Source organism: Tenacibaculum crassostreae, from assembly GCF_964512405.1.
GTDB classification, from domain to species: domain Bacteria; phylum Bacteroidota; class Bacteroidia; order Flavobacteriales; family Flavobacteriaceae; genus Polaribacter; species Polaribacter crassostreae.
In genome coordinates, this window is sequence record NZ_CAZELE010000007.1 from 1 (window position 1) to 24,559 (window position 24,559).

Consider the following 24,559-nt stretch of genomic DNA (forward strand, 5'->3'; position numbering starts at 1 on the left):
CTGGTGGAGAATATCGGAGTCGAACCGATGACCTCTTGCGTGCAAGGCAAGCGCTCTAGCCAGCTGAGCTAATCCCCCATACTTCTAGTGATGAGTTTTTAGTATATGAGTGAAGCATCTAATCACTCACTCAACCTCTAGAATTTCCTTTTACTAAATCTTAAATAGTAGTCTCGGGCAGACTCGAACTGCCGACCTCTACATTATCAGTGTAGCGCTCTAACCAGCTGAGCTACGAGACTGTCTTTGACAGATTGAATACTTCAACACCCAACTATCTCTCTTTTAAGATCTTAGTCTAAATTTTTAAAATTAACAGCAAAGAGTAAAATCAACCTCTTTAGTAACTCACCATCTTTCTCTAGAAAGGAGGTGTTCCAGCCGCACCTTCCGGTACGGCTACCTTGTTACGACTTAGCCCTAGTTACCAGTTTTACCCTAGGCAGTCCCTTGCGGTAACCGACTTCAGGCACCCCCAGCTTCCATGGCTTGACGGGCGGTGTGTACAAGGCCCGGGAACGTATTCACCGGATCATGGCTGATATCCGATTACTAGCGATTCCAGCTTCACGGAGTCGAGTTGCAGACTCCGATCCGAACTGTGATATGGTTTATAGATTCGCTCCAACTCGCGTTGTGGCTGCTCATTGTCCATACCATTGTAGCACGTGTGTAGCCCAGGACGTAAGGGCCGTGATGATTTGACGTCATCCCCACCTTCCTCACGGTTTGCACCGGCAGTCTCGCTAGAGTCCTCAGCTTTACCTGCTAGCAACTAACGATAGGGGTTGCGCTCGTTATAGGACTTAACCTGACACCTCACGGCACGAGCTGACGACAACCATGCAGCACCTTGTAAAGTGTCCGAAGAAAAAGCTATCTCTAGCCCTGTCACTCTACATTTAAGCCCTGGTAAGGTTCCTCGCGTATCATCGAATTAAACCACATGCTCCACCGCTTGTGCGGGCCCCCGTCAATTCCTTTGAGTTTCAATCTTGCGATCGTACTCCCCAGGTGGGACACTTATCACTTTCGCTTAGTCACTGAGCCAAAACCCAACAACTAGTGTCCATCGTTTACGGCGTGGACTACCAGGGTATCTAATCCTGTTCGCTCCCCACGCTTTCGTCCATGAGCGTCAGTACATACGTAGTAGACTGCCTTCGCAATCGGTATTCTAAGTAATATCTATGCATTTCACCGCTACACTACTTATTCTATCTACTTCCATATGACTCAAGTCAACCAGTATCAAAGGCAGTTCCATAGTTAAGCTATGGGATTTCACCTCTGACTTAATTGACCGCCTGCGGACCCTTTAAACCCAATGATTCCGGATAACGCTTGCACCCTCCGTATTACCGCGGCTGCTGGCACGGAGTTAGCCGGTGCTTATTCTTACAGTACCGTCAGCTACTTACACGTAAGTAGGTTTCTTCCTGTATAAAAGCAGTTTACAACCCATAGGGCAGTCTTCCTGCACGCGGCATGGCTGGATCAGGCTTGCGCCCATTGTCCAATATTCCTCACTGCTGCCTCCCGTAGGAGTCTGGTCCGTGTCTCAGTACCAGTGTGGGGGATAATCCTCTCAGACCCCCTACCTATCGTTGCCATGGTAAGCCGTTACCTTACCATCTAGCTAATAGGACGCATAGTCATCTTGTACCGATAAATCTTTAACTAAATTGTGATGCCACATCTCAGTATTATGGAGTATTAATCTTCATTTCTAAAGGCTATCCTCCTGTACAAGGCAGATTCTATACGCGTTACGCACCCGTTCGCCGGTCGTCAGCAAAAAAGCAAGCTTTTCCCTGTTACCCCTCGACTTGCATGTGTTAAGCCTGCCGCTAGCGTTCATCCTGAGCCAGGATCAAACTCTTCATTGTAAAATCTTTAATTATTTTAAATGTTAAGTTCCAAAAGAATTTTTAGGTAATCTTTATAAGATTATCTGTGGTAATTCTACTCTTTAATTACGCTGTCAATTTCAATATTTTCAATGAACTTGGTGAGTCGCCAATAACAAGTTTTAAACTCATCTCTTTAACTCAACCTCTTGTAGAAACACTAGACTCGAACTAGCAGCTTGTTGCTTTCCAAAATTTCTTTGATCGTGTCGCTTTATTTAAGCGGGTGCAAACATACAAACTCTTTTTAATCTGACAAAAACTTTTTTGAAGTTTTTTTTAGTTTGTTTTACACTATTTTAATGAACTACTTCCCTTAAAAATCGGACTGCAAAGATACATAGTTTATCTCTTATCAAACAAGAAAAATTTAAACTATTTTTTAAACTTTCTCTTACCGTATCTTAACCCTATTTTAATGATCTCTCTCAAACTTCTCAGCTTACCGCCTCTCCGTTTGCGGGTGCAAATATAGATACCTTTTTTAATCTGACAATGACTTTTTTTGCCTTTTTTTAAAACCTTTTTTTAACCTCTTAATAACTAAAAACTTACACACAAAAGTTTTTGATCACATTAGTTTACATCTCATTTTTTCAGTTACAATAAGTCGAATTCTCTTTTAAAACCGAACTCTCACTAACTCACGTATTACATTAACACACATTAAAAACATATACATTAAGTAACAAAACCCGCGTTAGGGATTGCAGCGACATCCTTTTGCTATGTTTGGTTACATTCGATTTTGTAAGATTCAATATATAAAAGTCGATTCACTCCCTACAATATTTACAAATAACCAAGCAAAAGATATAGCGAAAAGCCCGACAGTTTGTTGCATTAGAGAGCAGCAACAACAAACAACAAACTGAAACGCCCTAAAAAACACATGCATTTGAAATACCTTATATATATATTGTATGAAAAATGCTTTTGCAATATCTTTGCGGTTCAAAATTTCCACTTGTAAGGAAATTACACATAACACATATATATAATGATTAAAATTACATTACCTGACGGGAGCGTCAAAGAATTTGAAAAGAACAGCACTCCAATGGATGTTGCTAAAAGTATTAGTGAAGGGCTAGCTAGAAATGTTATTTCTGCAAGTTTTGAAGGAAAGACCGTTGAAACCTCTACCCCACTTACCACAGACGGCTCGTTAGTTTTATATACCTTTAATAATGTAGAAGGAAAAAAAGCTTTTTGGCACTCTTCTGCTCACGTATTAGCACAAGCTATTCAAGATTTTTATCCTAACGCAAAATTAACTATTGGTCCAGCTATTGAAAACGGATTTTATTATGATGTTGATTTCGGTGAGGACACTATTTCTGAAAAAGATTTCGACAAAATAGAAAAGCAGTTTTTAGAGCGCGCTCGTGAAAAAGCGGAATTTAAAATGCGCTCTATTTCTAAAGCTGACGCTTTAGCATACTACCAAGCACAAAACAATCAATATAAAGTAGAACTTATTGAAGGTTTAGAGGATGGTGATATTACTTTTTGTGACCATAGTGATTTTACCGATTTATGTCGCGGAGGTCATATTCCGAACACAGGAATCATAAAAGCTGTAAAAATCATGAATGTTGCTGGTGCGTATTGGCGTGGTGACGAAAAGAACAATCAATTAACTCGTGTGTACGGAATTTCTTTTCCGAAGCAAAAAGAATTAACTGAGTATTTAGAATTACTAGAAGAAGCTAAAAAGCGTGACCACAGAAAACTTGGAAAGGAATTAGAGTTATTTACTTTCTCACAAAAAGTTGGTCAAGGTTTACCTTTATGGTTACCTAAAGGAGCTGCTTTGCGTGGTCGTTTAGAAGATTTCTTAAAAGCTGCACAAAAGAAAGCTGGATATGAAATGGTAATGACACCTCATATTGGTCAGAAAGAATTATATGTTACTTCTGGACATTATGCTAAATATGGTGAAGATAGTTTTCAACCAATAACAACTCCAAAAGAAGATGAGGAGTTCTTATTAAAACCAATGAACTGTCCGCACCACTGTGAGGTATATAACCACAAACCTTATTCTTACAAAGAATTACCAAAACGTTTTGCTGAATTTGGTACTGTTTACAGGTATGAACAAAGTGGAGAACTACACGGATTAACTCGTGTTCGCGGATTTACGCAAGATGATGCTCATATTTTCTGTACACCAGAACAACTTGATGAAGAATTTAAAAATGTAATCGACCTTGTACTGTATGTATTCGGGTCTTTAGGGTTTGAAAATTTTAAAGCTCAGGTTTCTGTAAGGGACATGGAAAACCTCGACAAATACATTGGTTCAGTTGAAAATTGGGAAAAAGCTGAACAAGCCATCATCAATGCTGCTAAAGACAAAGGTTTAGATTATGTTGTTGAAGAAGGTGAAGCTGCTTTTTATGGGCCGAAGTTAGACTTTATGGTAAAGGATGCTTTAGGTAGAAGTTGGCAGTTAGGAACCATTCAGGTAGATTACAACTTACCTGAACGTTTCGATTTACATTATAAAGGAGCCGACAACCAATTACACCGCCCTGTAATGATTCACCGTGCACCATTCGGATCTATGGAACGTTTTATAGCTGTTTTACTAGAGCACACTGGTGGTAATTTCCCACTTTGGTTAACTCCTGAGCAAGTTATTATACTGCCAATCAGTGAGAAATATCAAAAATATACCGAAAAAGTTTTAACTTTGTTAGAAAATTCCGAAATTCGCGCCCTCGTTGATAACCGTAACGAGAAGACAGGAAGAAAGATTCGTGATGCCGAAGTTAACAAGATACCATTTATGGTAATTGTTGGTGAACAAGAAGAAAAAGATGGCACAGTATCTGTAAGAAAACATGGCAAAGGGGACTTAGGAACGTTTACTATAGAAGAGTTCATTTCTCTAATACAGAAAGAAGTTAGTAAAACATTAGTTCCTTTTGGAAGTTAAATAATAGATAGTAATTTAAAATTTATAAGTCATAGCAATTAGAAGAAAAGGCGGCAGAAGACCCGCAAGAGTAATTAAAGAAGATCAACATAGAATTAATGATAAGATTAAATATGTTGATGAAGTTCGTCTGGTAGGCGATAACGTAGAAGTAGGTGTGTATCCTTTAGCAAAAGCAAAAGAGATTGCACGAGAGTTAGAATTAGATTTAGTTGAAATTTCACCTAAAGCTGTTCCTCCTGTTTGTAAAGTTATTGATTACAAAAAGTTTTTATACGAGCAAAAGAAACGTGAAAAAGCTTTAAAAGCAAAAGCTACTAAAGTTACCGTTAAAGAAATTCGTTTCGGACCTCAAACTGATGAACATGATTACGAATTCAAAAAGAAACATGCTATTAAATTTTTACAAGACGGAGCTAAATTAAAAGCATTTGTTTTCTTTAAAGGACGTTCGATTGTATTTAAAGAACAAGGGCAGATTTTATTATTAAAATTAGCTCAAGAACTTGAAGAGTACGGTAAAGTTGAGCAAATGCCTAAACTAGAAGGAAAACGTATGATTATGTTTATAGCGCCTAAAAAGGTAAAATAAACATACATTAACAATAATATAAGCAAGATAAAACTAAAGAACAAAGATGCCTAAAATCAAAACTAAATCTAGTGCTAAGAAACGTTTTAAGTTAACTGGTACTGGTAAGATTAAAAGAAAGCACGCGTTTAAAAGCCACATCTTAACAAAGAAGTCTAAAAAACGTAAGCTTGCATTAACACACGCTACATTAGTACACAAGTCTGATGAAGCTAACATTAAGCAACAATTAGTATTAAAATAATTGTTAGCTAGGTAGTAAATTAATTATTAACCATGGAGTTGGGCCCATTAAGAACTTTTAAATAAGTCGCCTACTACAAAAACACATTTGAATTATGCCAAGATCAGTAAATTCAGTAGCTTCAAGAAATAGAAGAAAGAAAATCTTGAAGCAAGCAAAAGGTTACTTTGGACGTCGTAAAAACGTTTACACAGTAGCAAAGAACGCGGTTGAAAAAGGAATGCTTTATGCATACCGTGACCGTAAAAACAATAAGAGAAACTTCCGTAGCTTATGGATTCAACGTATTAACGCTGGAGCTCGTCAGTTCGGAATGTCTTACTCACAGTTTATGGGTAAAGTTAAAGCTAACAACATCGAATTAAACCGTAAGGTTTTAGCTGATTTAGCTATGAACAACCCAGAAGCTTTTAAGGCCATTGTAGAAAAAGTAAAATAAGTTTCATAACCTTGCTTATACTAAAAACCCAAACCTTTACGTTTGGGTTTTTTTAAACCCATATTAAATTCAATATTTGAACGAAAATATTTATCCTATGAAATTTTTAAAAATAGTATTCATCTTCATTTTCACACAAAACGTAGTAGCACAAACACAATTATCTAAAACTGAAGTAGAGGCGTTGCCTAATACTATCGAAAATCAATTTTTAAAAACATACAGACTTTCTAATAACTGGCAAGAATATAAAATGATAAAAAGAACTACATTTTTATCATTTCAAAAAAATGTATTAGATAGTGTTACTGTACTAAAAAAAGACGCACAAACTAAACAGTTAAAAATAAACGAACAGCAAAAGAGCATTGATGAGTTACAAGCAAAAATTGATACACTTAACACTGATTTAACGACTTCTATCGGTAAAGAAGATGCTATATCTTTTGTTGGAATTCCGCTTAACAAATCAACGTATAACACTATTGTTTGGGGAATTATTTTTGCACTTCTTGCTGGCTTAGCATTTTTTATTTATCGATTTAACAATAGTAATGTTGTTACCAAAGAAACAAAAAGCTTGTTAACAGAAACTGAGGAAGAGTTTGAGCAATACAAAAGAAACTCTATTGAAAAAGAACAAAAGCTAAGAAGACAGCTACAAGACGAAATTAACAAACAGCGTGGTGTGAATTAACAAACGCTATCTATTATAATAACAAAAAAGCAACCCCAACTAGGAGTTGCTTTTTTTGTTTGATTCTTAACTTTTAAAACGATAACTTCGCTATCGGACGGTATCAATCATTAAAAACGACTAACATCTTAATCGCAGTAACTAATTGACGTAAAGATGACGTTAACTTGACGTAACAAGTAAATATGTTTCTGATATAGATTTGCTGAAATAATAAATAACATTTAAAATGGAAACAAAAGATTTAGCAAAAAACTTAAAAGAACTAAGAACAACTCGTGGAATGTCTCAAGAATATTTAGCTGATGAATCACGTGTAAGTTTGAGAACAATCCAAAGAATTGAGAACAATGAATCGGAACCAACAGGTGAAACGATTAAAAGAATAGCAATTGCGTTAGATGTAGAATTGACCGAATTAATTGGTTCAAATTCTATGAAGGAAACGAGCGATTTAAAAGCAACTATTATTTTTCTAAAAAAACAACTTTCTAAAACAAATGAAAAATCAGAAATAAAAACATTTGAAAAATTTATAGGAATTTTACAGAAACTAAAAGAAAAGGATTTAAGTACTGAACAGAGAGAAGGAATCGAAAATTATCTACAATATTTAGAACTTGAAAAAATCCCATCTTTTAGTAATGAAATATTCAAACATAAACTGACAAAGTTTAGAAAGTACTTAAAAAATAAATTACGTTTTGTGCCAAAAAATTATTACATGACTTGGACTGCAAGTTTTGGACTTTCATTTGCTGTAGCTTTTGGTGTTCAAAAAAACATCGATTACAGCATTAAAACAGGAGTGATTTTAGTTGCTTTATTAATAATTGGAATTGGAATCATATTAGATATGAGAATGAAAAGACAAAAACGAACATTTAGTTTCTGAAAACAACTGGCTACAACAATTTACTATCTTTCAGTTACAGCGGAAAAATCATAACTGATTCACCACAACTAAACCATAGCCAAAACCGATTGCGACACCTTACTAATACAACATAAAAGATCCCGAGCTACTAACTCGGGATTTTTATTTACTATGTTATCTATTAAGACAATCCTGAGATCACTCCGTTATTATCAATCGACATATTTTCTGATGCTGGTTTTGCAGGCAACCCAGGCATACGCATCATTTTCCCTAAGATCGGAATGATAAATTGTGCTCCTGCGGCAATTTCTATTTCACGAACGGTTACCGTAAAATTTTCTGGTCTTCCAATTAAACTTTCATTATCAGAAAACGATTTTTGTGTTTTTGCCATACAAACTGCAAACTCGTTAAACCCTAATCGATCAATTCTACGTAGGTTTAATTTTGCTTTGTTATCAAACTCTACTTTAGCTGCACCGTAAATTTCTTTAGCAATAGTTTCTATCTTTTCAACTACAGGACTTTTCCAATCGTATAATGGTTTGTACTGTGTGGCTTTATTTTCTACAACATCAACCACAGCTTTTGCTAAGTTTTTAGTTCCTTCGCCTCCTTTATCCCATCCTTCTGAAACTACAGCTTGTACCCCTAAACTTGCACAAGCATCTATTACATATGCTACTTCTTCATCAGAATCAGAAATAAACGAATTGATTGCCACTACAGGTTCAATATTAAACTTACGAATGTTTTCAATATGTTTCTCTAAATTTTTAAATCCGTTTTTAACACGCTCTAGGCTTGGCGTGTTGTATTCTTCTTTAGGCGAACCACCGTGATGACGTAACGCTCTTACAGTAGCAACTAAAACAACACATTTTGGATTTAAACCTGCATATTGTGATTTGATATTTAAGAATTTTTCTGCTCCTAAATCGGCACCAAAACCAGCTTCGGTAACCACATAATTAGACAAAGACAATCCCATTTTAGTTGCAATAATCGTGTTGGTTCCTTGAGCTATATTAGCAAAAGGTCCACCATGAATAATTGCTGGATTTTCTTCTAATGTCTGTACCAAATTAGGTTTAATTGCATCTTTTAATAAAATAGCCATCGCATCTTCAGCTTTTAAATCGCGTGCAAAAACAGGCTTTTTATCAAAAGTAAAACCGATAAATATATTTCCTAAACGCTCTTTTAAGTCGTCAAAAGAGGTAGCCATACACAAAATCGCCATTACTTCAGATGCTGGAGTAATATTAAATCCGTCTTCTCGTGGAATTCCGTTAGCAGTTCCTCCAAGACCGATTGTTATTTGACGTAAAGCACGATCGTTCATATCAATTACGCGTTTCCATAAAATAGTACGAGGATCGATATTTAAATTATTTACAGTACTTTGTAAATTGTTGTCAATTAAAGCAGATAATAAATTATTCGCTTTTTCAATTGCGTTAAAATCACCCGTAAAATGCAGATTGATATCTTCCATAGGCACCACTTGCGAATATCCACCTCCTGCAGCTCCTCCTTTAATTCCGAATACTGGACCTAATGATGGTTCACGCAATACTACTGTTGCTTGTTTTCCTACTTTATTCAATCCTTCAGTTAACCCGATTGAAACCGTAGTTTTTCCCTCACCAGCTGGTGTTGGTGTTAACGCAGTAACTAATACAAGATTGTTATTTTTTATTTTTTCATCATCAATTAAACTCAGTGGCAATTTAGCTTTGTACTTACCATACATTTCTAAATCATCTTCTTTTACGTGTAGTTTGTTGGCTATGTTTTTTATGTGTTGTAATTCTTTTGCTTGAGCAATTTCAATATCTGTTAAATGCGCCATCGCGAATTAAGTTTAAGTTATTTGTTTTTGTAAAAAAGTAAGTAAAGATACACAATAAAATCCCTATAAAAACTGACATTTATTAGCAAATTTTACCTAAATATTTCTTTAAGACGTAAATATGATAAAAGAATTGGCTTTTTTTTTAACGAAACGCTATATTTGCACGTTTTTAAAATAAAGTCGATTTAAATTATTTACAATGCAAAACAAAGGATTAATTAAATTATTTGCTATACTTTTTGGTTTAGTAAGTATTTATCAATTATCGTTCACGTTCTTTGCCAACAAGGTAGAAGACAGTGCGAAAGAGTATGCGAAAGCAAATGTTAGTGATAACAATGGTAGAGCTTTAGCAAGATTTGAAAGAAAATACTTAGATAGCGTAGCTAACAAAGAGGTAGTAAATTTAGGATTTGCAAAGTACTCTTACAACGACATCAAGGATAAAGAAATGAACCTTGGTCTTGATTTAAAAGGGGGTATTAATGCAATTTTACAGGTATCGGTAAAAGATATCTTAATCGGATTATCTAACGATTCTCAAAACACAACTTTTAGACAAGCTTTAGCAAATGCTGACGAAGCTCAAAAAGACAGTCAAGAGAATTACTTAGATTTATTCTATAGTGAGTTTGAAAAATTAAGCAACGGAAGCACTAAATTAAGTGACCCAAGCATTTTTGGAACCAAAGCTTTACGCGACAAAATAGACTTCAACAAAACAAACGAGCAGGTTAAATCGACTTTACAAGAAGAAATAAACACTTCTATCAACACTGCTTTTGAAGTATTACGTAGTCGTATCGATAAGTTTGGAGTTGTACAACCAAGTATCCAACGTATTGGAACTTCTGGTAGAATTCAAGTTGAATTACCAGGAGCTAAAGATATTGAGCGTGTTGAAAAATTATTACAAAGTACTGCTGAATTACAATTTTGGGAAGTTTACACCAATGCAGATGTAGTTCCTTACTTTGAACAAGCAAACTTAAAATCTATCGAATTATTAAAAGATAATTCAACTACTGAAACTGTAAAAGATTCTACAAAAACAGATAGTATCGATGATTTATTAGGTGAATCTGCTGATTCTACTAAAGTTGCTGATCAAAAAATGTTATTTACTTACTTACAACCAAATTTATCGCAAGTAAGTTCGGTTGTTGGTTACGCAAAAGTTTCAGATACTGCAAAAGTAAATAGCTTATTAAGAAATAAAGAAGTTAGAGCTTTATTACCAGCTAATTTACGTTATGCAAAATTCTTATGGGACTATAAGCCATTTACGCCTCAAAGAAACGCTCAAAGCGAAGATGCAGAGTTATTTGAGATGATTAGCTTATATGCTGTAAAATCTAACAGAAATGATCAAGCACCTATTCAAGGTGATGTAATTGCAGACGCAAAACAAGATTACGACGAAGTTAGTAAGCCTATAGTTTCTATGATGATGAATAGTGAAGGAACTAAGAAATGGTCTAAATTAACAGGAGAAAACATAGGAAAATTTGTTGCCATTGTATTAGATGACTACGTATATACTGCGCCAGTTATTAATCAACAATTAGGTAGTAATTCTTCTATTTCAGGTGGATCAATGACTGTTACAGAGGCACAAGATATTGCTACAGTATTAAAAGCTGGTAAATTACCTGCTCCTGCTCGTATTATTCAATCAGAAATTGTTGGTCCATCATTAGGTCAAGAATCTATCGATGCTAGTATGTGGTCATTCGCATTAGCAATCTTATTAGTATTAGGATGGATGTTCTTATACTACGGTAGAGCTGGTTTATATGCAAACGTAGCTTTAGTAGTTAATATCTTATTTATCTTCGGAATTTTAGCTTCATTTAATTCAGTATTAACATTACCAGGTATCGCAGGTATTATCTTAACTATTGGTATGTCGGTAGATGCGAACGTAATTATTTTCGAAAGAATTAAAGAAGCGTTAAACGGAGGAAAAAACTTAGCTGATTCAGTTGATGAAGGATTTAGTATTAAAGGAGCTTTATCTGCAATTATCGATGCAAATATTACAACCTTATTAACAGGTATTATCTTATATGTATTCGGTACAGGACCTATTAAAGGTTTCGCATTAACATTAATGATTGGTATTGCAACGTCATTATTTACTGCAGTATTTATTACACGTTTATTTATTGACGGAGCTGTAGAAAAAGGAACAGCTTTACCATTTAACACTGGTTTCTCTAAAAACTGGTTTAAGAACATCAATATTGAGTTCTTACAAAAACGTAAGTTAGCGTATATCGTTTCAGGATTCTTTATCGCTGTTGGTTTAGTATCTATGATTACTTTAGGATTAAAGCAAGGAGTTGACTTTAAAGGAGGTCGTTCTTACGTTGTACGTTTCGATCAACCAATGAAAGCTAACGAAGTAGCAGCTAGTTTAAAATCTTTCTTAGGAGAAAATGCTCCTGAAGTAAAAACTTTTGGTTCAGACAACCAATTAAAAATTACTACTGCCTTTAAAATTGACGAAGAAAACAAAGAAGTTGACAACGAAGTACAAACTGCTTTATACAACGGATTAAAACCTTATTTAGGAACAACTTCTTACGAGGATTTTAAACCTGGTTTTGAAAAAGCAGGAAACGGAATTATGAGTTATATGAAAGTAGAGCCAACAATTGCCGATGATATTAAACAAGCTGCTTTATGGGCTGTATTAGGATCGTTAATTGTAGTTTTCTTATATATCTTATTACGTTTTAGAAGAATGTCTTACTCTATTGGTGCAGTAGTGGCTGTATTCCATGATGTATTAGTTGTATTAGGAGTTTTCTCTTTACTATACAAAGTAATGCCATTCGATATGGAAATCGGTCAATCATTCATCGCAGCTATCTTAACAGTAGTAGGTTACTCGTTAAACGATACCGTGGTAATTTTTGATAGAATTAGAGAATTTACAGAAGGTAAAAGCTCGATTACTGCTAACCTAGTTAACAAAGCTTTAAATAGCACATTAGGTAGAACCATCAACACCTCTTTAACAACATTATTAGTAATGTTAGCAATCTTCTTCTTTGGAGGAGATAGTATTAAAGGATTTATGTTCGCATTAATCATTGGTGTAGCAGTAGGTACTTACTCTTCATTATTTGTAGCAACTCCAATTATGTTTGATGCTTCAAAAAAAGAAGACAAGAAGTAACCCAAAAATAAACATACATAAAACCGTTTTGAAGTTTATTCAAAACGGTTTTTTCATTTAATATCAAGCACCTATCTTTGCATTTTCTAATTTTAAGATAAAAACCTCACAGAGCTAAAGCAAACACGTAAGTTGTTATTAACTTTTACCTCTTGTGACTAAACAAAACAAAGCTTTTGAAACTAGTAAAACTTCACGATTTATACTTTAAAGAATTTATTTCTGCTGAAGAAATTTCAACAATTGTTGCTTCATTGGCTGAACAAGTACAAAACGACTTACCTAAAAAAGAAGTTCCGTTTTTTATCGGAATTTTAAATGGATGTTTCGTATTTACTGCCGATTTTTTACGTCAGTATAAAGGAGATTGTGAAATGAGCTTTGTAAAATTAGCTTCTTACGAAGGCACAACATCAACAGAAAAAGTAAAAAATTTAATAGGTCTTAATGAAGATTTAACAGATCGTACCGTAGTTATTTTAGAAGATATTATTGATACTGGTACCACCCTTCAAGAGATTTACGAAATCTTTAAAACAAAAAACATCAAAGAATTAAAAATAGCAACGCTTTTTTACAAACCAGATGTATATCGTAAAGAATTACCAATAAACTATGTCGGAAAAAGTATAGAAGATAAATTTATTGTTGGTTACGGATTAGATTACAAAGGTTACGGTAGAAATTTACCCGCTATTTACCAATTAACAACACAACCCAAAATGAAAAACATCGTATTATTCGGTCCTCCAGGTGCAGGAAAAGGTACTCAAGCAGAAGTTTTAAAAGAAAAATACAATTTAGTACACATTTCTACAGGAGAAGTATTCCGTTTTAATATTAAAAATGAAACTGAATTAGGTTTATTAGCAAAAACATATATGGATGCTGGTGATTTAGTTCCTGATGAAGTTACTATTAACATGCTAAAAGAAGAGGTGAACAAAAATGCTGATGCTGCTGGTTTTATTTTCGACGGTTTTCCTCGTACCCAATCGCAAGCAGAAGCTTTAGATGCTTTTTTAGCTGAAAAAGGAGAGCGCATTAACGGTATGGTTGCTTTAGAAGTACCAGAAGATTTATTAGTTGAGCGTTTATTAGAAAGAGGAAAAACAAGCGGACGTACAGACGATACGGATGAAAGTAAAATCCGTAATCGTTTTAACGAATACAATACCAAAACAGCTGTTTTAAAAGATTTTTACGAAGCTCAAGGTAATTATTACGGAGTAAACGGTGTAGGTTCTATTGAAGATATTACACAACGTTTATCAGAAGTATTTGATACATTATAAAACTAACGTCATTTCGAGTGAAATTAAGGAATCTATCAAACAGATTACTTCGAAAATATAATTTCTCGTAATGACGTTAATTGAATTTACTCTTGTTCAATTAAGAACAAAGAACAAACAATTTAGAAAGAATGACTGAAGGAAATTTTGTCGACTATATTAAAATCTACGCATCATCGGGTAAAGGTGGTCGTGGATCAGCACACTTACATCGCGAAAAATACATCGCGAAAGGTGGACCTGATGGTGGTGATGGTGGTCGTGGTGGTCACGTAATTATTCGTGGTGATAAGAATATGTGGACACTTTTCCATTTAAAATTCAAACGTCATTTTAGAGCAGAACACGGTGGAGATGGTAGTGCGAGTCGCAGTACAGGTCATGATGGGTCGGATGTTATCATTCCTGTTCCCTTGGGAACCATAATTCGTGATGCTGATACTGATCAAGTTTTATTTGAAGTTGTTGAAGACGGACAAGATATTATCTTATTAGAAGGTGGTAAAGGTGGTCGTGGTAACTGGCACTTTAAATCTTCTACCAACCAAACACCTCGTTATGCACAACCAGGTATTGACGGACAAGAAGGATGGTATCGTATCGAGTTAAAAATTTTAGCTGATGTCGGTTTGGTAGGTTTTCCTAATGCTGGGAAATCAACTTTACTATCGGTTATTACCGCAGCAAAACCTAAAATTGCTGATTATGCCTTTACAACTCTAAAACCTAATTTAGGAATTGTTGAATACCGTAATCATCAAAGTTTTGTAATGGCTGATATCCCTGGAATTATTAAGGGAGCTGCTGAAGGAAAAGGATTAGGGCATCACTTTTTGCGTCATATTGAGCGTAACTCTACCCTACTCTTTTTAATTCCTGCCGATAGTGATGACATTCAAAAAGAATATGAAATTTTATTGAATGAATTACGCAAACACAACCCTGAATTGTTAGACAAGCAACGCTTATTAGCCATTTCTAAATCGGATATGTTAGACGACGAATTAAAAGAAGAAATTAAACAAGATTTACCTAAAGGTATTGACACTTTATTTATTTCATCTGTTGCTCAACTAGGGCTTATGGAATTGAAAGATAAATTATGGAGCATGTTAAATTAACAGCTATTACATGAAAAAATTAAAAGCAATCTCTAACGAGGTTGCTTTTTTAGTTTGACTACACATTGTCATTACTAAAATAAAGAAACACTGTGAAACAGTTTAAAATTATCACTTAACAAAAAAACCTTTTATTTCAACTCTACTTATATCTAACAAAAAATAAAAAGTAATTACCCCCTCATAATCTTCACATCTTAGACTATTTTTTTAAGAAAAATTCTTTTAATTGTTTACTTATATTTGCACACATTATATGAAAAAACAATGAAAGAAAAACTAATTAAAAATTGCTTATTATTCATAATAACATTTTATAATCTTACTGCTGTCTTTTCCCAAAACATAAAATGGCAAAATACTGTTGGGGGTAATAGAGATGAACATCCTTTTTCTGTTGAATTAACAAAAAATGGAAATTATATTTTTGGTGGGTTTTCCCAATCTAATATTTCTGGAGATAAAACTGAAAACTCTAGAGGATTATCTGATTGTTGGATAGTAGAAATAGACGATTCTTCAGGTGAAATTATATGGCAAAAAACCATAGGAGGTAACAATAGAGACACAGCTTCAAGTACAAAACAAACAAAAGATGGTGGATACATTATTGGTGGATATAGTAATTCAAATATATCTGGTGAAAAATCTGAGAATTCAAGAGGGAACGACGACTATTGGGTTATAAGATTAGATTCTAATCGAAATATACTTTGGGATAGAACTTATGGAGGAAATGGTGTTGATAGACTTTGGTCTATTATAGAAACTGATGATGGTGGTTTTTTAATGGGAGGTCAATCTGATTCGAATATTTCTGGAGATAAAACTGAAAATTCAAGAGGAAACAACAACGACGTATGGATAATAAAAATAGACTCTACAGGAAACATTGAGTGGCAAAAAACTTATGGTGGTAATGGTAGTGAAACTTTAAGTTCTATTATTAAATCTAATGATGGAGGATATATATTAGCTGCATCATCTACGTCAAACATTTCTGGAGAAAAATCGGAAAATTCTCGAGGTTTTGGAGGAGATTATTGGATTATAAAAATTGATAGCTCTGGAAATATTATTTGGGACAAGACAATTGGAGGAGATAATGGAGATTATGCGCAATCCATAATACCAACTTCTGATGGAAATTATTTAATTGGTGGTGAAGCATCCTCAAATATTTCAAGTGAAAAAACAGAAAATTCAGTATGCATCTCAACAGATATTTGGCTTGTTAAGATAAATGAAACGGAGATGTAATTTGGGATAAAACAATTGGTGGTGATAGTACTGATTCGCTAGCTAATATTAGAGAAACTAAAGATGAAGGAATAATTATTGGTGCAGCCACTTTTTCCGATATTTCTGCATATAAAACTGAATCTCCTGTAGGAGATAATGATTATTGGATAGTTAAGCTTAATAAAAATGGAAACTTTGAATGGGATAAAACTATTGGAGGTTCAAACACTGATCAATTAAGAACAATAATTCAGGCTAATGATGGTAGTTATGTTATCGGAGGATGGTCTACATCAAACATTTCTGGAGATAAAACTGAAAACACCAATGGTTCATGGGATTACTGGTTACTTAAATTTGAAATGAAATCTTCAAATAACAACACCCAAATTAATTTTTCCGAAATAAATATTTGTGTTGGTGAACAACTTAATCTTAATGCGGCTTCTGGTTTATCGTATAAATGGACTGGACCAAACGGTTTTAGTAGCAGTGAACAAAACCCTATTATCTCAAATGTCTCCGATGTAAATTCTGGACTTTACCATCTTACCTTTTCTGACAGTTCTTTATGTACCCAAATTAAAACAATTAATGTTATCGTTTCAAGTCCTCCAGAAATAGATAGTCTTGAAGATATTGATACATGTGATTTTAATAATGATGGATACGCTACATTTGATTTATCAAAAATTAATACAGAAATTTTATCATCTAACAATGACTTAGTCGTTGAATTTTTAAATGGTAGTAATAATTTAATTGATTCATCAGAATTATCTTCTTATAAAAACACAATACCTAATGAAGAAATAATAACTGTAAAAGTTAGTCATAAAAACAACCCTAACTGTTTCAATTTTACTTCATTTAAATTAATAACAATTGTTTGTGTAAATCCTGATCCAGACCCAGTACCCGAAGAAAACATAATTTATTTTCCAAGCTTTTTCACTCCTAATAATGATAGCAAAAATGATAATTGGCCAAACAATATTAATAATAAATTAAATATAAAATCTATAACTATTTATGATAGATTTGGAAAAAAAATAAAAACTCTTACCCAATTTGATGTTGGATGGGATGGAAATCAACAAGGTAAAACTATGCCAACAAATGATTATTGGTTTAAAGCAATAACTCTAAAGGGTGAAATAATAACAGGACATTTCTCATTATTAAGGAAATAAATTTAATAAAAAAATCGCTTAGCTACAACAAACTCTCCTTTCCAATAAATTTCGTTCATTGAAGAAACAATAACACCTTGTGAGGTGGTAGAGTGGATAAAAAACACCTCATCATCTTTAATCATGGTTACCAACCCTACATGATTTATCCCTCCGTCTAAACTAGAAATATCAAAAAACAACAAGTCACCCGGCTGTACCAAATCTAAACTTACTTTAGTTCCTTGGGTACTCATTGCACTTGATGAACGTGGTAATTGTATTCCTATTTGTTTAAAAGATGTGTTTACCAAACCAGAACAATCCATTCCTTTACGAGTGGCACCTCCTGCTCTGTAAGAAACTCCTAAATAAGAATTGGCAATATCAATTACTTTGGTAACATTCGGTTTTTTAATATCTGTTTTTATGGTGTCTGATTCACCTTGTTTTATATATCTAAAAACTACAAAAAAAAGTAAAATAACCAATAAAAACAATTGCTTTTTCATGACTATAACACTCGTTTGGCTTCAATAAAAGCACGTTTCCAATAATCTTCGTGTAACGAAGTAACGATAACTCCTTTAGATGATGTTGAATGAATAAAACGGATATCTCCATTACTAACCGAAGTAACCAAACCTACATGGTTAACTTTCCCTCTTTTTCTAGCGGTTTTAAAAAACAACAAATCGCCTCTTTGCACCTTTCTTAACGGAATGCTTGTACCTTGCGCATACATTTCACGAGAAGTTCTAGCAATGGGTACTTCTCGTTGCTGAAAAGACGTATAAATCAAACCTGAACAATCCATTCCTTGTTCGGTAGTTCCTCCAAAACGATACGGAATTCCTTTATAACTAACCGCAGTCCATACAATTTTATCAGCTACGGTTACCTCCTCTTTTGTCTTGTTCTCAGCTTTTTCTTGTGTATGTACAGTTTTTGAAGTTGAATAATTACGTACGTTTTTAGACGATCCGCAAGAAATCATTAAAAAAGAAAATATCGAAAGTATGAGGAGTTTTTTAATCATTAATCTATATTATTTAAAATTCGTCACTACGAGATTGTTTTTAAACCCAAGTAATCTTTATAACCATTAAAAGATTGTTTCATTTCATTCGTAATGACATTATTTTTTTACTCCAGAAACAATCAATTTCGCTGTTTTTGCGGAAGCGCCTTTTCCTCCTAACTTTTGTTCTAAATCAAAATACGATAAAAACAATTGCTCACGATGTTCTGGTTGTAAAATACGTTCTAATTCGTGTTTTAAATTTTCTTTGGTAAAATCACTTTGAATCAATTCTTTTACCACTTCTCTATCCATTATCAAATTAACCAACGATATATAACGTAACGTAATAATTCGTTTTGCTATTTGGTAGGAAATATTACTGCCTTTATAACACACCACTTGTGGCACTTTAAACAAGGCTGCTTCTAAAGTTGCTGTTCCTGATGCTACCAAAGCTGAATGAGAAACGCTTAACAAATCGTAAGTTTTATTGTTGATGAATTTGATGTTCGCATCACCAATAATTTCTTGATAAAACTCGTACGACTGACTTGGTGCTCCTGCTACCACAAACTGATAGTTAGGAAAATCATCAACTAAAGACAACATAATTGATAACATTTTAGTTATCTCTTGCTTTCTACTTCCTGGTAATAACGCTATGATTTCTTTATGTCCTAAATTGTGTTCGTTTCTGAATTTTTCAATCGACACTTGCTTTCTACCTGCAATTCCATCAATTAATGGGTGTCCAACAAAATGAACATTATAATCATACTTTTTATAAAACTCTTTTTCAAACGGGAGTATCACAAACATTTCATCAACATCGCGTTTAATATCTTTTACCCTACCTGCTCTACTTGCCCAAACTTGTGGTGAAATATAATAATTGGTTCTAAACCCTTGTTGTTTTGCCCATTTTGCAATGCGAAGATTGAAGCCGGAATTATCAATAAAAATAAGCACGTCAGGATTGAATTGAGCAATGTCTTTTTTACAGAAAGAAATCATTCCTAAAATCTTTCTCAAATTCATCAACACCTCAATAAAGCCCATAAAAGCACGTTCTTTATAATGCTTTACAAGTGTACCGCCAACTTCTTTCATTAAATCTCCACCCCAAAAACGAATATCAGCTTTCGGATCTTCTTTTAATAACGCTTTCATCAAATTGGCTCCGTGTAAATCTCCCGAAGCTTCCCCAACAAGAATGTAATATTTCATCTATTTAAATTAGAAAAACTTTAGTATTGCTGTGAATAATGCTATTGCAATAGTTGCAATTAAAACACCACGTGCTCGGTAATCTTGTTTCTTCTTTAAAAACACCCAAAACACAAATAAATTAGGAATCGCTGCTAAAGCAATTACCGAACCTAAAACTCCACCTTGCTTTATTTTACTAATGGTTTCGCTCATACCTAAATCAGAAATATATTCTAAATAAATGAAGAAACCACAGGCAGTTGCAGCTAATGAAACTAGTATTCCTATTAATATTTCCTTTTTTATATGTCCCATGTATGTAATTTTTGAATTGCGTGATGTGCTGTCATATCAAACTGAACAGGTACCACTGAAATATATCCGTTCTCTAACGCCCAAATATCGGTATCTTGTCCTTTATCTCTGTTTATAAATTCACCTGACAACCAATAGTATTCTTTACCAAACGGACTTTTACGCTTGTCGAAATTCTCTTTCCAATAACCATTTGCTTGACGGCAAATACGAATTCCTTTAATTTCATTTTCTTTTAACTTCGGAATATTTACGTTCAGTACAACTCCATCTGGTAATCCGTTTAAAAGCACATTCAGTACTATCTTTTCGATAAACTTACGTGCTGCTCTAAAATCGGCATGCCAATCAAAATCTAATAATGAAAAACCAATCGCAGGTATTCCTTCAATTCCTGCCTCGACAGCTGCGCTCATGGTACCAGAATAAATTACATTGATTGACGAATTTGATCCGTGATTAATTCCTGAAACACATAAATCGGGTGTGCGATTTAAAATTTCATTTTTTGCCATTTTAACACAATCGGCTGGTGTACCCGAACAACTATACTCAATTTGCGGACCTTCATCAATCGTAATAGGATTACAATGCAATACATTATCAACTGTAATTGCATGCCCCATTCCGCTTTGTGGACTATCAGGAGCAACGACAACTACATCTCCTATTTTATTCATAATTTCAATCAACATACGAATACCTGGTGCGGTAATTCCATCATCATTGGTAACTAAAATCAAAGGTCTATCATGCATACTAAGTAAGTTTTACAACAAATGTAACATAAAAAAAGGATACTTTTTTTAACATTTTGTAAAGACAGTTTGGTTTATTTTAATCGTAAAATTGTAGTAATCAAACGCAAACGTTATGGTACGAATTATTGTTTATGTAACCGTTTTTATTATTTCTTCTTTTTTTTCAATCGTTTCTGCACAAAACAGTACTAGCGTACCTTGTAGTGATGCTACCTACACCCAATTTGATTTTTGGGTTGGAGATTGGGATGTTTATAATACTCAAGGAAAACTAATTGGTCATAATACAATTGTAAAAATGCCAAATGCTTGTGCTATTCAAGAAAATTGGACCTCAACAACTTCAAAAAGTAAAGGTACAAGTTATAACTACTTTAATAAAAGTGACAATACTTGGAATCAACTTTGGATTGACAATACCGGATTTTCTCTCGTTTTAAAAGGTACTTTCAGTAACAGAACGATGACCTTAAGTAGCGACCTTATACAAAGCGATAAAGGAAACTACTACAACGAAATTACTTGGACAAAAAACGAAGATGCTTCTGTAACTCAAGTATGGAATTATTTAGACGAAAACCGAAAAAAAATTAAAGAAGTTTTTAGAGGTGTTTATAAAAAGCACCAAAACTAAAAATATTGGCATTATTTTAGTAGCTTAGCAGTACAACCACTCAACACAAATTAAAAGATAGAAGATTTTATGAAGACGAAATTTATTGTTCCTTTTTTAGCAATTACACTTTTATTTTCGAACTCAGTTAGTTCGAATACACTTCCAAATAACGATCCTGAAAAAGACAGAGTAATTATTTATGTTTTAAAAAACATTTTAAGTAGATATCATTATGTTCAAAAAGATTTAAATGATGATTTTTCTGAACACGTTTACAATAGCTTTATTGATGGTTTAGACCCAAGCAAACGCTATTTTACTCAAAAAGATTTAAAAGAATTTTCTCAATATAAATATCAAATAGACAATCAATTAAAAGAGTCTAAAATTGATTTTTACAAGTTAGTTTACAATCGTTTTTTAGAGAAAATGGAAGCTGCTAAAACCAACTACCGTTCGTTATTAAAGCAACCTTTTAACTACAAGAAAAACGAAGTAATTGATATTGATTACGATAAAGTTCCGTTTGCAAAAAACGAAACTGAATTATTAAATCATTGGAGAAAACAATTAAAATTATCGGTTTTAAGTAATATTGAAGATGCTGAAGCTCAGCAAGACGAAAAGTTTAAAAAGGACAACACCTTTAAAAAGAAATCTTTTAACGAATTAGAAGTAGAAGCTAGAAACAAAGTGTTAAAAAACATGGATGACCTATACATGCGTATTGGTGAACTTGAAAATGCTGATTGGTATTCAACTTTTTTAAATAGTGTGGTTACTGGTTTCGATCCGCATACTACTTACATGTCACCTCGCATCAAATCTCGTTTCGACCAAGAAATGTCTGGTAAGTTAGAAGGAATTGGCGCTCGCTTACAGAAAAAAGGAATTTACACTCATATTGTTGAGTTAAGCTCAGGAGGTCCTGCATGGAAACAAGGTGAGTTAGAAGCTGATGATATTATTTTAAAAGTAGCGCAGGGTGATGAAGAACCTTTGGATATTGTTGGGATGCGTTTAGACGATGCTATTAAATTCATCAAAGGAAAAAAAGGAACAGAAGTACGTTTAACTGTTAAGAAAAAAATCGACGGATCTATTAAAGTAATTCCGATTATTAGAGATGTTGTTGAACTTGAAGAAACATTTGTTAAATCGAGTATTGTTGAAAAAGACGGAAAAAAATACGGTATTATAAACTTGCCAAGATTCTATATCGATTTTAATGATTTAAGTCGTAGAGACGCTGCTAAGGACATGGAAAAAGAAATTGAACGTTTAAAGAAAGAAAATGTTCAAGGTTTAATTGTTGATTTACGTGATAATGGTGGCGGATCTTTAAAAACTGCGATTGAAATTGGTGGATTATTTATCAATAAAGGTCCAATTGTTCAAGTAAAGTATCGAGGAGAAGAGCCTCAGGTTAAATCAGATGTTGATCCTGAAACACAATGGGAAGGTCCTTTAGTAGTAATGGTAAACGAATTTTCTGCTTCAGCATCAGAAATTTTTGCTGCTGCAATGCAAGATTATAAACGTGGAGTTATTATCGGAGGTAAACAAACGTACGGTAAAGGAACAGTACAAAATGTGTTACCTATCAATCGTTTTTACGAACAATATCCAAGTGATTTAGGAGCTTTAAAAATGACCATTCAGAAGTTTTATAGAATTAATGGTGGTTCTACTCAAATTGAAGGAGTGTATTCTGATGTTTCACTACCAACTCGTTATAGTTATATGGATTTTGGTGAACGTGATTTAGAAGGAGCTTTACCTTGGGACAAGGTGCAACAAGCCAACTATAAAACAACCAATACCTATAGTAACTTTGCTGATGTAGTTTATAACAGTAAACAACGCGTTATGAACGATGAAAAGTTTGTTAAAATAAACGATTATGCTAAGTGGTTAAAGAAAAACCAAGATGAACGAATTTATTCTTTAAATTATAACACCTTTAAAAAAGAAAACGAAGCAAAAAGTAAAGAAGGAGAACAATTTAAAGACATTTTTAAGTTTGATTCTAACTTAACATTCAACTCTCCTAAATATGAGTTAGATTTATTTAAGAAAGATTCAGTTTTAGAAGAAAAACGTCTTGCGTGGCATAAAAACCTACAAAAAGACATTTATGTAAACGAAGCGCTAAATGTTCTGAGCGAACTGCAATTGAACAACAACCATATTGCTGTAAAGCATTAAAATAAAAAGGCGGATTTTAAAAAATCCGCCTTTTTTGTTTATAATAATTCTATCTTCACTACCAATCCTTCATTGGCTCGAACATTAAAAACAGTTTCATCTTCAAAAATTAAATATTGTCCTTTAATTCCCACTAATTTCCCTCTATATGTTTGTTCTTTTTCTAAATTTAAACTTTTAGGTTTCTTCGGATATTTATCAACAGGAAACTGAATATTTGTTTCTGTATTATTAGCTATATAATATTCTTGTACCTCATCTGGAATAAACTCTTGCAACTTCTCTCTCCACTCTACTAAATTTTCATCTTTAATATCGTTTTTTAACATCGTTCTCCAATTAGTCTTATCAGCTACATGTTCTTTTAAAGCAACCTCTGTAATTCCTGCTAAGTAACGATTTGGAACTTCAACAATTTCAATCGCTTCATGAGCTCCTTGATCAATCCATCTTGTAGGAACTTGTTGTTTTCTTGTAACCCCAACTTTTACATTGCTAGAGTTTGCTAAATACACAATATGTGGTTGCAACTGCACTTTTTGTTCGTACGCTAAATCTCTATCTTCTTCCCCTAAATGCGCCTTACTTAATTCTGGTCGCATAATCCAATCACCCGCATTAGGCGTTTCAAAAAAGCAGCTTTTACAAAAACCTTGACGGTAAATTTGCTTTTCTAAATGACAATTTAAACACTCATACGTAACAAAACTCAACGATATTTCTTTGTTTAACAACTGATTCATGTGTAAAAAATCAGATGCCATATCTAAATAATACTGAACCGTAGTTAAATTCTCGGTAGGCATTTTTTTTAAAACTCCTTGGTATTGCATTCTCTAAAT

The 24,559-nt window shown here is 33.6% G+C and carries 20 protein-coding genes, 2 tRNA genes and 1 rRNA gene; 13 read left to right on the forward strand and 10 right to left on the reverse strand.

Annotated elements, in window-relative coordinates:
* Position 1 precedes the first annotated feature (1 nt).
* From ACKTST_RS10230 to ACKTST_RS10240, 3 genes are all read right to left on the reverse strand, one after another.
* Positions 2–78 (reverse strand) — tRNA-Ala (locus ACKTST_RS10230).
* Between the two features lie 90 nt (positions 79–168).
* Positions 169–242, reverse strand: a tRNA-Ile gene (locus tag ACKTST_RS10235).
* A 123-nt stretch (positions 243–365) separates the two neighbouring features.
* A 16S ribosomal RNA gene (locus tag ACKTST_RS10240) occupies positions 366–1,889 on the reverse strand.
* Between the two features lie 1,021 nt (positions 1,890–2,910).
* Between ACKTST_RS10240 and thrS the strand changes: the two genes are divergently transcribed.
* The 6 genes from thrS (at position 2,911) to ACKTST_RS10270 (ending at position 7,724) form a co-directional block, all read left to right on the forward strand.
* Positions 2,911–4,857, forward strand: a complete 1,947-nt coding sequence (thrS, locus tag ACKTST_RS10245) for a threonine--tRNA ligase (RefSeq protein ID WP_408047656.1) — start codon at positions 2,911–2,913, stop codon at positions 4,855–4,857.
* 73 nt (positions 4,858–4,930) lie between these two features.
* Entirely contained in the window at positions 4,931–5,449 is a 519-nt protein-coding gene (gene infC, locus ACKTST_RS10250) for a translation initiation factor IF-3 (protein ID WP_408048087.1), read from the forward strand.
* A gap of 46 nt (positions 5,450–5,495) precedes the next feature.
* Entirely contained in the window at positions 5,496–5,693 is a 198-nt protein-coding gene (gene rpmI, locus ACKTST_RS10255) for a 50S ribosomal protein L35 (RefSeq protein ID WP_047790515.1), read from the forward strand.
* Positions 5,694–5,787: 94 nt separating this feature from the next.
* Positions 5,788–6,132, forward strand: coding sequence for a 50S ribosomal protein L20 (gene rplT / locus ACKTST_RS10260; RefSeq protein WP_028891166.1), 345 nt, complete (start codon positions 5,788–5,790; stop codon positions 6,130–6,132).
* A gap of 97 nt (positions 6,133–6,229) precedes the next feature.
* Entirely contained in the window at positions 6,230–6,829 is a 600-nt protein-coding gene (locus ACKTST_RS10265; RefSeq protein WP_408047657.1) for a tRNA (guanine-N1)-methyltransferase, read from the forward strand.
* 229 nt (positions 6,830–7,058) lie between these two features.
* Positions 7,059–7,724 (forward strand): helix-turn-helix domain-containing protein, encoded by a 666-nt coding sequence (locus tag ACKTST_RS10270; protein WP_408047658.1) that lies wholly within the window; start codon positions 7,059–7,061, stop codon positions 7,722–7,724.
* 163 nt (positions 7,725–7,887) lie between these two features.
* Here ACKTST_RS10270 and ACKTST_RS10275 read toward each other — a convergent pair whose 3' ends face one another.
* Positions 7,888–9,564: a formate--tetrahydrofolate ligase gene (locus tag ACKTST_RS10275; RefSeq protein WP_408047659.1), complete on the reverse strand. Its 1,677-nt coding sequence runs from the start codon at positions 9,562–9,564 to the stop codon at positions 7,888–7,890.
* A gap of 202 nt (positions 9,565–9,766) precedes the next feature.
* Between ACKTST_RS10275 and secDF the strand changes: the two genes are divergently transcribed.
* The 5 genes from secDF to ACKTST_RS10300 all read left to right on the forward strand — a co-directional run bounded on the left by secDF (position 9,767) and on the right by ACKTST_RS10300 (position 17,605).
* Positions 9,767–12,754 (forward strand): protein translocase subunit SecDF, encoded by a 2,988-nt coding sequence (gene secDF, locus ACKTST_RS10280; RefSeq protein WP_408047660.1) that lies wholly within the window; start codon positions 9,767–9,769, stop codon positions 12,752–12,754.
* 176 nt (positions 12,755–12,930) lie between these two features.
* The gene (locus ACKTST_RS10285) at positions 12,931–14,049 is read left to right on the forward strand and encodes an adenylate kinase (RefSeq protein WP_408047661.1); all 1,119 of its coding nucleotides are present in this window, start codon (positions 12,931–12,933) and stop codon (positions 14,047–14,049) included.
* A 131-nt stretch (positions 14,050–14,180) separates the two neighbouring features.
* Positions 14,181–15,170: a GTPase ObgE gene (gene obgE, locus ACKTST_RS10290; protein ID WP_408047662.1), complete on the forward strand. Its 990-nt coding sequence runs from the start codon at positions 14,181–14,183 to the stop codon at positions 15,168–15,170.
* Between the two features lie 267 nt (positions 15,171–15,437).
* A complete protein-coding gene (locus ACKTST_RS10295) occupies positions 15,438–16,430 on the forward strand; it encodes a hypothetical protein (protein ID WP_408047663.1) in 993 nt (330 codons plus the stop codon).
* Positions 16,431–16,774: 344 nt separating this feature from the next.
* Positions 16,775–17,605, forward strand: coding sequence for a T9SS type B sorting domain-containing protein (locus ACKTST_RS10300; RefSeq protein WP_408047664.1), 831 nt, complete (start codon positions 16,775–16,777; stop codon positions 17,603–17,605).
* Positions 17,606–17,607: 2 nt separating this feature from the next.
* Here the strand turns inward: ACKTST_RS10300 and ACKTST_RS10305 are convergent, their stop codons facing one another.
* The 5 genes from ACKTST_RS10305 to surE all read right to left on the reverse strand — a co-directional run bounded on the left by ACKTST_RS10305 (position 17,608) and on the right by surE (position 20,890).
* Entirely contained in the window at positions 17,608–18,096 is a 489-nt protein-coding gene (locus ACKTST_RS10305) for a C40 family peptidase (RefSeq protein WP_408047665.1), read from the reverse strand.
* Between the two features lie 2 nt (positions 18,097–18,098).
* Positions 18,099–18,623 carry a C40 family peptidase gene (locus ACKTST_RS10310; protein WP_408047666.1) on the reverse strand — a complete coding sequence of 175 codons (525 nt, stop codon included), beginning with the start codon at positions 18,621–18,623 and terminating at the stop codon, positions 18,099–18,101.
* A gap of 99 nt (positions 18,624–18,722) precedes the next feature.
* The gene (lpxB, locus tag ACKTST_RS10315; protein WP_408047667.1) at positions 18,723–19,835 is read right to left on the reverse strand and encodes a lipid-A-disaccharide synthase; all 1,113 of its coding nucleotides are present in this window, start codon (positions 19,833–19,835) and stop codon (positions 18,723–18,725) included.
* A gap of 9 nt (positions 19,836–19,844) precedes the next feature.
* Positions 19,845–20,132 (reverse strand): hypothetical protein, encoded by a 288-nt coding sequence (locus tag ACKTST_RS10320; RefSeq protein ID WP_408047668.1) that lies wholly within the window; start codon positions 20,130–20,132, stop codon positions 19,845–19,847.
* Positions 20,120–20,890, reverse strand: a complete 771-nt coding sequence (gene surE, locus ACKTST_RS10325) for a 5'/3'-nucleotidase SurE (RefSeq protein ID WP_408047669.1) — start codon at positions 20,888–20,890, stop codon at positions 20,120–20,122. The genes ACKTST_RS10320 and surE overlap by 13 nt, the downstream gene beginning before the upstream one ends.
* A gap of 115 nt (positions 20,891–21,005) precedes the next feature.
* Between surE and ACKTST_RS10330 the strand changes: the two genes are divergently transcribed.
* On the forward strand, positions 21,006–21,527 hold the full coding sequence (locus tag ACKTST_RS10330) for a hypothetical protein (RefSeq protein WP_408047670.1): 522 nt from the start codon (positions 21,006–21,008) through the stop codon (positions 21,525–21,527).
* A gap of 69 nt (positions 21,528–21,596) precedes the next feature.
* A complete protein-coding gene (locus tag ACKTST_RS10335) occupies positions 21,597–23,717 on the forward strand; it encodes a carboxy terminal-processing peptidase (protein WP_408047671.1) in 2,121 nt (706 codons plus the stop codon).
* Positions 23,718–23,755: 38 nt separating this feature from the next.
* Here ACKTST_RS10335 and ACKTST_RS10340 read toward each other — a convergent pair whose 3' ends face one another.
* The gene (locus ACKTST_RS10340; protein ID WP_408047672.1) at positions 23,756–24,550 is read right to left on the reverse strand and encodes a DUF2797 domain-containing protein; all 795 of its coding nucleotides are present in this window, start codon (positions 24,548–24,550) and stop codon (positions 23,756–23,758) included.
* Between the last annotated feature and the right edge of the window lie 9 nt (positions 24,551–24,559).

Excerpts from the sequence above, each read along its gene's own strand:
- thrS (WP_408047656.1), top strand. The coding sequence starts at position 2,911 with ATGATTAAAATTACATTACCTGACGGGAGCGTCAAAGAATTTGAAAAG.
- rpmI (WP_047790515.1), top strand. The coding sequence starts at position 5,496 with ATGCCTAAAATCAAAACTAAATCTAGTGCTAAGAAACGTTTTAAGTTA.
- rplT (WP_028891166.1), top strand. The coding sequence starts at position 5,788 with ATGCCAAGATCAGTAAATTCAGTAGCTTCAAGAAATAGAAGAAAGAAA.
- ACKTST_RS10265 (WP_408047657.1), top strand. The coding sequence starts at position 6,230 with ATGAAATTTTTAAAAATAGTATTCATCTTCATTTTCACACAAAACGTA.
- ACKTST_RS10270 (WP_408047658.1), top strand. The coding sequence starts at position 7,059 with ATGGAAACAAAAGATTTAGCAAAAAACTTAAAAGAACTAAGAACAACT.
- ACKTST_RS10275 (WP_408047659.1), bottom strand. The coding sequence starts at position 9,564 with ATGGCGCATTTAACAGATATTGAAATTGCTCAAGCAAAAGAATTACAA.
- secDF (WP_408047660.1), top strand. The coding sequence starts at position 9,767 with ATGCAAAACAAAGGATTAATTAAATTATTTGCTATACTTTTTGGTTTA.
- obgE (WP_408047662.1), top strand. The coding sequence starts at position 14,181 with ATGACTGAAGGAAATTTTGTCGACTATATTAAAATCTACGCATCATCG.
- ACKTST_RS10295 (WP_408047663.1), top strand. The coding sequence starts at position 15,438 with ATGAAAGAAAAACTAATTAAAAATTGCTTATTATTCATAATAACATTT.
- ACKTST_RS10300 (WP_408047664.1), top strand. The coding sequence starts at position 16,775 with ATGAAATCTTCAAATAACAACACCCAAATTAATTTTTCCGAAATAAAT.
- ACKTST_RS10305 (WP_408047665.1), bottom strand. The coding sequence starts at position 18,096 with ATGAAAAAGCAATTGTTTTTATTGGTTATTTTACTTTTTTTTGTAGTT.
- ACKTST_RS10310 (WP_408047666.1), bottom strand. The coding sequence starts at position 18,623 with ATGATTAAAAAACTCCTCATACTTTCGATATTTTCTTTTTTAATGATT.
- lpxB (WP_408047667.1), bottom strand. The coding sequence starts at position 19,835 with ATGAAATATTACATTCTTGTTGGGGAAGCTTCGGGAGATTTACACGGA.
- ACKTST_RS10320 (WP_408047668.1), bottom strand. The coding sequence starts at position 20,132 with ATGGGACATATAAAAAAGGAAATATTAATAGGAATACTAGTTTCATTA.
- surE (WP_408047669.1), bottom strand. The coding sequence starts at position 20,890 with ATGCATGATAGACCTTTGATTTTAGTTACCAATGATGATGGAATTACC.
- ACKTST_RS10330 (WP_408047670.1), top strand. The coding sequence starts at position 21,006 with ATGGTACGAATTATTGTTTATGTAACCGTTTTTATTATTTCTTCTTTT.
- ACKTST_RS10335 (WP_408047671.1), top strand. The coding sequence starts at position 21,597 with ATGAAGACGAAATTTATTGTTCCTTTTTTAGCAATTACACTTTTATTT.
- ACKTST_RS10340 (WP_408047672.1), bottom strand. The coding sequence starts at position 24,550 with ATGCAATACCAAGGAGTTTTAAAAAAAATGCCTACCGAGAATTTAACT.